Here is a 7,584-nt window from a genome sequence, read left to right as displayed (position 1 = left end):
AGGGAACTCTTAACTGGGAACAGGGAACAGGGAACAGTTGTTACCAAAACTGTAACAATTGAGGATTTATGAATCTGTGGATGAGATAGTGAACAATTAGGAGATTAGCAACGTCTTTTGTAATAGACACCTGAAAATCTGGAGTAATTGAGGTAAAAGGATGAATTCTGTCACAACCAATTTTCTGCAACGACGTTATGGGGTAAGTTTGGGCAGACGTTATGTTTTAGCAGCCGCTGGTGTTATGCTATTAGGTGCGTTTGCTTCCCGATAGATAACAGCAATAACGTTTTTACTAAATCTTATCTACCCAATGCCGAACTAGGATTTTTACCGGACGATAATCTACTTTGAGAGCAATATGGCGGATGAGTATGTCATGAAATACTCAAAGAATTATTAGGCTCTATTTTCGGAGATGTTTCTGGTGTCATGGGTGCAGATTTGTCATCGGGGTGAGAGTCTTCTGTGTCCAGATTAAGTGTTGAGGGACGAATGGCATTGATGATGCTTTTAATAACCACAGCGCAGGGAACAGCGACAATTACACCTAAAAGTCCGCCAATTCTCGCTCCAGTTAAGACAGAAATTAAAATCCACACGGGGTTTAACCCAGTAAAACTACCTAAGATTCGGGGTGCAATCAGATTTTCCAGAATTTGCTGGACAATTATGGCTGCTATTAATACCCTTACGCCCATAGAAACATCTTGAAGTGAAACTAAAGAGGTGGTTAGGGCGATACCTACAGAACCACCAAAGGGGATAAGTGCCATGACTCCAATAGTTAACCCAAATAATAGACCAAAGGGAACTTTTAGCCATAAAAAGGTGGGAATTAGGGCAGAAGCCATGCAGGTTGAGAGGATTAGTTGGGTGATAAAAAAGTTTTGAAAGCTTAAACGAACTGTTTTGGAGAAGGGGGCGCGAAATTTACCAGGTAGCCATTCTACTAAACTTTGCCAAAGTTCACCGCCATGCTGTAATAAATAAAAGGTTAATACCATTGTCAGCAGGAAATCGAGCAGACTGGTAACAGTGATCACCGCTAAATTTAGCACCTGTCCGGCGATCGCCTGTAATTGTCCTTTGACGCGATCGTTGATTTGTGCGGCTAAAGCATCGAGGTTGATTGGTAAACCAGCACCTTCTGCTTTTTCATTGAGGATCATTAATTGAGAACGTCCTGAGTCTATTAATTCTGGTAACCGCGCCACCAGTTGTTGAGCTTGAGTCAGGGCGAGAGGAAACAGGGTGACACCTAGAGCTAATAAAATGGATAATGCTAACAAAAATACAAGAATGGCTACTTGCTCTCGTTTCGCTCCGTGATTTTCCATCCAACTCACGGGGTAGCTGAGTAAAAATGCTAATACGGAAGCTCCGACTAAAATAACAATCAGGGAGTGAAAATAATTGAAAATTGCGGCAATAGCCCAACCATTCAGAACTAATAGGGGCGCAAGTAGGGCGATCGCTAAAAATCTGGCTATAGGTGTCAGTGTTTGCCACCAATTGAGTAGCTTGCGTGTCTGCATTTTTAAGTAATTACACTATATAACTAAATGGGTTTCTGCTTGACCAAGTATTAATCTCGTTGAGGCAGATAATAGGTGATGAAAATTATCAATTATTAATTGCCTCCTACCTAACAAGTAACTTAAGTTATTTATCTCTAACTTAACGACTATTATTCACCATCTCTAGTTTATGATCACATCAACCACTATGGATAACTTGCCCTCAAAAGATACAGATATCTCAAAAACACAACTCGTTCTGTATTTGATTCCCATTATCGGCTTTTTTCCCTCCCTGTGGACTCTCTATCAGCGGCAGGGTAGTCGGGATCAACTGGCAATCAGTCGTTTGTCTATTACCTTGGCTTTTATCTGGATGTTAGGTTATTTATTGTTAACTACTGGATCAGTAACGAATTTTTTGACACTTCGCTTTTTAATCCTCAATAGTTTCCTGACTTCTGGTTATTTTTTAGTGAGTATTTGGTTGATTTTTCGGGTCATTCAAGGTAAATCCTCCCGTTTACCGGGATTTAGCAACTTGGCAGAACGAGTATGGCGGAAATATTAACCGGGGAACAGGGGGCAGGGGGCAGGGGAGCAGGGGAGCAGGGGAGCAGGGGGCAGGGAGCAGGGAGCAGGGGGTATAAATTTATTTACTTCCTTCTTCCTTCTTCTTTCTTCCTCCTGACTCCTGACTCCTGACTCCTGACTCCTGACTCCTTGACTCCTGCTGCAATTAAAAGGAATTTAGTTCATGATTACCATATTTAGCAGTTTTTTATAGCAAACTGATCAAGAGTTGGCTATTATAGTCTGATTTGTTTTAGATGTATTGATCGGCAAATTTAGTTTATTTAAAATCGTAGGTGAGAGGAAGTCTGTGACTAGTCAAAAAACAACAGCAGCACAACAAAGAGCAGCAAAAGCTAAATATAAGGGTCAAGGAAAAAATTCTCGCCCGTCTAAATCGGGACGGTGGCTATGGTTTGCGGTGGGTATGGGGGGGATTGCCATAGTATCAGGACTTGCAGGGGCATTATTAGCTGTTTCTTGGGAAAGTACGCCTTTACAACAAGCTCAACTTAGTCCCCAGGAAGAAGCAGTATTTGATAGCGACAGTATTTCTGGCAATGGGTTACAATTTTCTCAGCTAACTCGTCCTGTTAATATCCTGTTAATGGGCATGAGTGTACTACCTCCAGATGTCCAAAATCCCCCATCCGAAACCAAAAATCTGCGTTATTTGCCCCAGATTAACTCTTTTGACGGTCTTTCTGATGTGATGCTGCTGGTCAAATTTGATCCAGAGACCAAAAAAGTAGTCATGCTTTCTGTTCCTAGAGATACCCGTACACAAATTGAAGGGCATGGAGTCAAAAAAATTAATGCGGCTAATGTGGATGGTGGTCCAGCTTTGACGGCGAAAACCGTTAGTAATCTTTTGGGTGGAGTAGGAATTGATCGCTACGTTCGGATTAATGTCTTGGGTGTTAGTAAGCTAATTGAAGCTTTGGGCGGAGTGAATATTTATGTCCCCAAAGATATGAAATATCGGGACGATTCCCAGCATTTATACATTAATTTAAAAGCGGGTCAACAACATCTCAATGGTGAACAAGCGTTGCAATTACTCCGCTATCGCCATGATGAATTGGGCGATATTGGGCGAATTCAGCGGCAGCAAACGGTGTTGCGGGCTTTAATCGAACAGACTCTTAACCCGACAACCATCACGAAGTTACCAGATATTCTCAATGTGGTTAAGGAAAATATTGATACCAACTTATCCGTTGAAGAATTAATAGCACTGGTTGGTTTTGGTTCAAAAATCAATCGCGCAAATATGCAAATGTTAATGCTGCCTGGACGCTTTAGCGAAAATCGTGAGTTTGATGCCAGCTACTGGGTTCCAGATGGGCGGAATATTGCTAAATTAATGACTCAGCATTTTGGTCTAGAAGCAAAGACCACAGAAACATCATTTAGTGAGCCTGGTCGTTTGCGTATAGCTATTCAGGATAGTACAGGAGGCGATAGCGAAGCGCGACCTAGTAATCGCTCTCAATTGCGTCCCCTCATTAAAACATTGGAGAAAGCCGGCTATACCAATATCTTCGTCTCTAAACCCTGGGGACAACCCTTAGATGTAACCCACATTGTCGCACAACAAGGAGACGGAGGCAGTGCCGAATTAATTCGTAGTCTGTTGGGATTTGGAGAAGTGCGCGTAGAAAGCACAGGTAATATTAGCTCTGACATTACTATCCAAGTGGGTAAGGATTGGTTTCAAAATCAACCTATTTTCCAAAATTCTACCCGTCCGTAATCATAATTTGAGTATCAATTTCCGATTCATCCTTGAGAGTTTCAGATCTCCGATTTCTTTGAGAATTCGGGGATCTTGTTGATAATTGGTAATTAGACATCTCCAAAAAAGATTGTAGAGACGTTCCATGGAACGTCTCTACAGGGTTTTCAGGTCAAGTATCTTTAATTTTTGGAGATGTCTATTGGTGATGAAATTCCAGGTTTCATCCTGTTCATCCTTTAATCCTGGACATCCTGATTCTGACAGTTTCTCTAATATGCTCGAAAATTATTATATGAGTTAAAACTGAATGATGAAACAGCCTTGGGGTGCAATACAAGTAAAAAAGGCGCTGTGCGCTATGATTTCGAGTGTGGGGGTCGGGATGATCTTTTGGGGGTGTAATGCTAATAACCCCCAGTTTCAAGATACAAGATGGAATATATATGGAAATAGGCGTTATGGTTTTGAGTTTCCTTATCCGCATACTTGGCAGGTGTTAGGAAACCCAGACAATAGTGATGGTGTTGTTTTAGTTTCACCAAACCAAAAGAATGTGGAAATTCGTGCTTATGCAAGTAAGCCTGTATTAAAATCCTTAACTGAAAATTCTCAGCCAGTCCCTAATTTTCGGACTCACCAAGGTTTTGCTGGGGTATTGGCTGTAGAGGCGGGGGAAAAGGTGACTGTGATCAAATTGACTATTAGCCAAGAGAAATTGGAGTATCACTGGCAAGGACAAAGCGGTAGCAAAGACTTTCCAAATTATTATCGGCTGTTTTACTACATCGCCCAGGAGTATAAAATTAGTCAGTAGTTAGTGGTTAGTTGTCAGTAGTTAATGGTTAGGTAAGGGACAGAAGTAATTTTGAATTTTGGATTTTGGATTTTGGATTTATTTACTGCCTTAGTGAGAATTTAATGATGAAGAGGGGACACAAACCTGATAGATTTAGCTATCAGCGAGTAAAAACTGGTAAAGATGAAAGTCCTGGTTATTGGTGGTGATGGGTATTGCGGTTGGGCAACCGCGCTTTACCTTTCTAATCGAGGTTACGAAGTTGGAATTTTAGATAGTTTGGTGCGGCGACACTGGGATAATGAACTGGGTGTAGAAACCCTTACCCCAATCGCACCAATTCAGAAACGTCTCCAGCGATGGCAGGATTTGACTAGTAAGTCTATTGATCTGTTTATCGGCGATATTACTAATTACGAGTTTCTGCACAAAGCTTTACACGAATTTCAACCAACTGCGATCGTGCATTTTGGTGAGCAACGTTCAGCGCCATTTTCCATGATTGACCGTGAACACGCTGTTCTTACCCAAGTCAATAATGTGGTTGGTACGTTGAATTTGCTGTACATCATGCGGGAAGATTTCCCAGATTGCCATTTGGTGAAATTGGGAACAATGGGTGAGTATGGAACTCCCAACATTGATATTGAAGAGGGATACATCACGATTGAACATAACGGACGTAAGGATACTTTGCCCTATCCGAAACAGCCTGGTTCTATGTATCACTTGAGTAAAGTCCATGATAGTCATAATATCCACTTTGCTTGCCGGATCTGGGGTTTAAGGGCTACAGACTTAAATCAGGGGATTGTTTACGGTGTCCTAACTGAAGAAACGGGGATGGACGAACTGTTAATTAACCGATTGGATTATGATGGTGTATTTGGTACAGCACTGAATCGCTTCTGTATTCAAGCTACCGTGGGACATCCTCTCACTGTTTACGGTACAGGTGGACAAACTCGTGGCTTCTTGGATATTCGGGATACGGTGCGATGTATTGAATTAGCGATCGCTAATCCTGCTGAACCGGGAGAATTCCGTGTGTTTAACCAATTTACCGAACTATTTAGCGTCGGTGATTTGGCGATGATGGTGAAAAAAGCCGGCAACGCTATGGGATTGAATGTGGATATTAACCACATAGATAACCCCAGAGTGGAGAAGGAAGAACACTATTTCAACGCGAAAAACACCAAACTCTTGGATTTGGGCTTACAACCTCACCTGCTCTCTGATTCCCTACTTGATTCGCTTTTAAACTTTGCTGACAAGTATCAGAACCGAGTTGATCACAAACAGATTCTCCCCAAAGTCTCTTGGCATAGAAAATAGAAAATAGAAAATAGGAGTATGGCTAACGCCACGCTTCGCTATCAGGAGTATGGCTAACGCCACGCTATGCCTTCAGCACACTACGTAAACGCTATCAAGAGTATAGCTAACGCCACGCTATACCTTCGGCACACTACGTAAACGCTATCAGGAGTTTAGGAGAAAGAAGGAACAAGAAAGAAATCTTCTCTCCTGTCCTTCTCTCCTGTCCTTCTACTCCTATTCTGAACTTCTACAACTTCTGTAACTTCTGAACTCCTGATAATTTGATATGCGAATAGCCCTATTTACAGAAACCTTTTTACCGAAAGTTGACGGCATTGTTACCCGTCTTCGTCATACCGTTGACCATCTTCAACGTCTTGGCAATCAAGTTTTGGTATTTGCCCCTGAAGGTGGCATCACTGAACATAAAGGGGCGAAAGTTTACGGGGTTAGTGGCTTTCCCTTACCTCTTTATCCAGAGTTGAAAATGGCACTGCCTCGCCCTGCCATTGGTCACGCATTGGAAGAGTTTCAACCAGATATTATTCATGTTGTTAATCCCGCAGTTCTCGGACTATCAGGGATTTTTTATAGTAAAGTTCTCAAAATTCCTTTGGTGGCTTCTTACCATACCCATTTGCCCCAATATCTGCAACATTACGGATTGGGGATGTTGGAAGGGTTACTATGGGAGTTGTTAAAGCTCGGTCATAATCAGGCTGAGTTAAATTTGTGTACCTCTACGGCAATGGTAAAGGAACTTTCCACCCATGGGATTGAAAGGTGTGATTTATGGCAACGGGGAGTAGATACAGAATTATTTCATCCTGATTTAGTTAGTGCGGAAATGCGATCGCATCTTTCCCAAAATCATCCAGATAGCCCTTTATTATTGTATGTTGGTCGTCTTTCGGCTGAAAAGGAAATCGAACGCATTAAACCAATTTTAGAAGCCATTCCCAATGCCAGATTAGCATTAGTCGGCGATGGACCTCACCGTCAAGTTTTGGAAAAACACTTTGCTGGGACAAATACTTATTTTGTCGGTTATCTCATGGGTAAAGAATTAGGTTCTGCCTTTGCCAGTGCTGATGCTTTTATTTTTCCTTCCCGCACAGAAACACTCGGATTAGTGCTGCTAGAAGCTATGGCTGCCGGATGTCCAGTGGTAGCAGCCCATTCTGGAGGCATCCCTGATATTGTCACAGATGGTGTAAATGGATATCTTTTTGATCCACAAGCTGATATTCAAGAGGCAATTAATGCTACTATACGTCTGTTAAAACAACGGCAGGAAATAGCTATTATCCGTAAAAACGCCCGTGCCGAAGCAGAGAAATGGGGCTGGAAATCGGCTACACAACAACTGGAAGATTATTATCAAAAAATAATTTTAAGCAGTGGGGGCAGGGAAACCCTGCCCAGGAGTCAGGAGTCAGGAGTCAGGAGTCAGAAGTCAGAATAAGAGTTCTATATGGCTTTTTTTCTAAATTTTGAACCTAAATTCATTTAGAACGCGCCTATAAATACTAGCAGATACCACCAAAGTCCTGGGGTAGTGTTTGGACAATGATCGCAAAACAGTCAGTCGTCAGTTGTTCCTTACTGTAAACCAATGACCAATGACTAAC

Annotated in this window: 6 protein-coding genes; 5 read left to right on the top strand and 1 reads right to left on the bottom strand. The window is 42.0% G+C overall.

Features of this window, described 5'->3' with window-relative positions; translation table 11 throughout:
- Positions 1-377 precede the first annotated feature (377 nt).
- Positions 378-1,538: an AI-2E family transporter gene (locus tag FJR37_RS22695; protein WP_053539254.1), complete on the bottom strand. Its 1,161-nt coding sequence runs from the start codon at positions 1,536-1,538 to the stop codon at positions 378-380.
- Between the two features lie 190 nt (positions 1,539-1,728).
- On the opposite strand from FJR37_RS22695, the gene FJR37_RS22690 reads away from it, so the two are divergent.
- From FJR37_RS22690 to FJR37_RS22670, 5 genes are all read left to right on the top strand, one after another.
- Positions 1,729-2,091: a hypothetical protein gene (locus FJR37_RS22690; RefSeq protein ID WP_174763466.1), complete on the top strand. Its 363-nt coding sequence runs from the start codon at positions 1,729-1,731 to the stop codon at positions 2,089-2,091.
- A 312-nt stretch (positions 2,092-2,403) separates the two neighbouring features.
- The gene (locus FJR37_RS22685) at positions 2,404-3,849 is read left to right on the top strand and encodes an LCP family protein (RefSeq protein WP_039202472.1); all 1,446 of its coding nucleotides are present in this window, start codon (positions 2,404-2,406) and stop codon (positions 3,847-3,849) included.
- A gap of 343 nt (positions 3,850-4,192) precedes the next feature.
- Positions 4,193-4,648, top strand: a complete 456-nt coding sequence (locus FJR37_RS22680) for a hypothetical protein (protein ID WP_254434641.1) — start codon at positions 4,193-4,195, stop codon at positions 4,646-4,648.
- Between the two features lie 165 nt (positions 4,649-4,813).
- Positions 4,814-5,968, top strand: a complete 1,155-nt coding sequence (locus FJR37_RS22675; protein ID WP_027403808.1) for an NAD-dependent epimerase/dehydratase family protein — start codon at positions 4,814-4,816, stop codon at positions 5,966-5,968.
- Between the two features lie 271 nt (positions 5,969-6,239).
- Complete coding sequence (locus tag FJR37_RS22670; protein WP_039202474.1) at positions 6,240-7,418, top strand: glycosyltransferase family 1 protein; 1,179 nt, start codon at positions 6,240-6,242, stop codon at positions 7,416-7,418.
- Positions 7,419-7,584: the final 166 nt, after the last annotated feature.

This window comes from Aphanizomenon sp. UHCC 0183, assembly GCF_009712065.1.
GTDB classification, from domain to species: Bacteria; Cyanobacteriota; Cyanobacteriia; order Cyanobacteriales; family Nostocaceae; genus Dolichospermum; species Dolichospermum heterosporum.
This window is presented reverse-complemented; position numbering and strand designations above follow the sequence as displayed.